We start from the raw sequence: 2,284 nt of genomic DNA on the forward strand, positions 1-2,284 counted from the left end.
CCCCGCCCTGTCCGAGGAGTGCACCACGATCGGCGTCATCAACGAGTCGCTGCTCGCCAGCGCTCGTAAGGCCCACATCTTCGGTGCCCGGCTCGCCCTACCGGTGGGGCGCCACCGGACCGAACAGGTTCGACTGCTCCGGGCTCACCCTGTACTCGTTCAAGAAGGCGGGCAAGACCCTGCCACGAACGGCGGCCCAGCAGTACAACAAGACCCGTCACATCTCGGCCGGCAGCCGCAAGGCCGGGGACCTGGTCTTCTTCCACTCGGGTTCCAGCGTGTACCACGTCGGCATCTACGCCGGGAAGGGAAAGATCTGGCACGCCCCGAAGACCGGGGACGTGGTGAAGCTCCAGAAGATCTGGACGAAGAGCGTCTGGTACGGCCGGGTCAGCTGACCCCGCCGCGCACCGGCCGGCGGGAGCTCAGGGCTACGGCTCCTGCTGGCCGGCTGCGGTGACGGGGTGGGCCGGGACCGTCCAGGGCAGTTCGATGAAGACCGTCTTGCCGCCCTCCCGGGTGGGGCGGACCCGGAGTGTGCCGCCGTACTCGGCGGTGAGCCAGCGGACGATGACCATGCCGCGGCCGTTGTCCTGCTGGACCGCGGCGGGAAGTCTCCTGGGGAAGCGCGGATGACTGTCCGTGACGCCGATGCGCAGGTGCTCGTCACGGTGGAGGACGAGGTCCACCGTGAAGGTGGGCGACTGCCCGAAGGTGTGCTGCACGGCGTTGGTGGCGAGTTCGGAGACGATGAGGCGGATGGTGTCCGCCGTGTCCGTCTCCGGTGGCAGTCCCCACTCCGCGAGGGTGTCCAGCACATACGCCCGGGCCGCGAAGACCGAGGCGGGATCGCTCGGCAGGGTGACGGATGCTTCCAGGTGGTCTGCCATGGCGACGTCGTCCCTTTCCTCGGGACCGGAGTCCGACTTCCTCGGGACCGGAGTCCGACACGGTGCGGATGGTTCGAGTACGGTCCCGGACTGGTACTTCTCCGCCAGACTGCCATTACGGGGCCGGTCACGGGGAGCGATCCACCAAGATGTGCATATATCTGTCGCTCGAAGCGGTGAACTCTGCGACACCGGACCGTATATGGGCGGCCAGATTGAGTAAGGAGTAGCCCATGCAGAACGGTCCCGCGGTACGCCGCCGGAAACTGGGCGCCGAACTGCGCATGCTGCGCACCGGTGCGGGTCTCACGAGCGGCGAGGCCGCCCGCCTGGTGGGCTGGCACCAGTCGAAAGTGAGCCGGATCGAAACCGGCGCCAGCGGTGTGAAACCGGCCGATGTGCGGTTACTCCTCGACGCCTACGGGGTGGCCGAGGGACAACTGCGCGAGTTGCTGCTGGTATTGGCGGGGTCGGAGGACACCGCGGGACGACATCACTGGTGGCACGCCTATCGGGGGGTACTGCCGCCCGCCTACCGGGATTTCATCAGCCTGGAGTCGCAGGCGGGCGCGATGCGCACGCTGGAGACCTCGGTGGTGCCGGGGTTGTTGCAGACCGCCGAGTACGCCCGCGCGGTGACCCGGGTGGCCGCCGACGGGCTCGACGACGAGGCCCTCGACGCCCTGGTGGAGGTGCGTCTGGCCAGGCAGGACGTGCTACGGGGCGATCCGCCGCTGAAGCTGAGCGCGGTCCTGGACGAGGCGGTGCTGCGCCGGGAGGTGGGCGGCCCGGGGGTGATGGCCCGCCAGCTGGCGCGGCTGACGGAGGCGGCCCGGTTGCCGCAGGTGCGGATCCAGGTGCTGCCGTTCGCGGCGGGGGCACATGTCGGCATCACCGGCCCTTTCGTAATCTTCTCATTTCCGAGCACTTCTGATCTGGATGTGGTTGTTCTCGACCAGTTGACGAGTAGCCTCTACCTCGAGCGGAAAGAAGACCTCCAGGCGTACGCGGAGGCCTTCAACACCCTTCAGATCCACGCCCTTTCACCCGAGGACTCGTTGGATTACATCGCCGGGATAGGTGACGGCGCGTAAGGAGGCACCATGACTGCACTGCCTCGGAACGTACCTTCAAGTACTGATCTGCCCGGTGTGCGATGGCTGCGCAGCAGCTACAGCACCGGAGCGAACAACTGCGTGGAGACGGCACGGCCGTGCTCCGGCCCACCGGCCGGTCTGCTCGCCGTACGCGACTCCAAGCACCCCGCCGGACCCGCACTGCTCTTCTCCCCCGAGAGCTGGGCGGATTTCGTGGCTCGACCATCTCCAAGGGCACGGACCTCAACGGCCAGAAGCTGTGTTCCGTGACCGGTTCGACCTCGGCGCAGAACCTCC

Annotated in this window: 4 protein-coding genes; 3 read left to right on the plus strand and 1 reads right to left on the minus strand. The window is 67.6% G+C overall.

The window, feature by feature from the left end; all coding sequences use genetic code 11:
* Nucleotides 1-398: C40 family peptidase (locus ABZ646_RS45230; RefSeq protein ID WP_360533237.1), on the plus strand; the 398-nt coding region annotated here is incomplete at its 5' end.
* A 33-nt stretch (nucleotides 399-431) separates the two neighbouring features.
* Here the strand turns inward: ABZ646_RS45230 and ABZ646_RS45235 are convergent.
* Complete coding sequence (locus ABZ646_RS45235) at nucleotides 432-890, minus strand: ATP-binding protein (RefSeq protein WP_360533240.1); 459 nt, start codon at nucleotides 888-890, stop codon at nucleotides 432-434.
* A 233-nt stretch (nucleotides 891-1,123) separates the two neighbouring features.
* On the opposite strand from ABZ646_RS45235, the gene ABZ646_RS45240 reads away from it, so the two are divergent.
* Together ABZ646_RS45240 and ABZ646_RS45245 are read left to right on the plus strand one after the other, a co-directional pair.
* On the plus strand, nucleotides 1,124-1,984 hold the full coding sequence (locus ABZ646_RS45240) for a helix-turn-helix transcriptional regulator (protein ID WP_360533243.1): 861 nt from the start codon (nucleotides 1,124-1,126) through the stop codon (nucleotides 1,982-1,984).
* 9 nt (nucleotides 1,985-1,993) lie between these two features.
* Nucleotides 1,994-2,257, plus strand: a complete 264-nt coding sequence (locus ABZ646_RS45245) for a DUF397 domain-containing protein (RefSeq protein ID WP_360533247.1) — start codon at nucleotides 1,994-1,996, stop codon at nucleotides 2,255-2,257.
* Nucleotides 2,258-2,284: the final 27 nt, after the last annotated feature.

The organism is Streptomyces sp. NPDC007162, assembly GCF_040634175.1.
Lineage (GTDB): Bacteria > Actinomycetota > Actinomycetes > Streptomycetales > Streptomycetaceae > Streptomyces.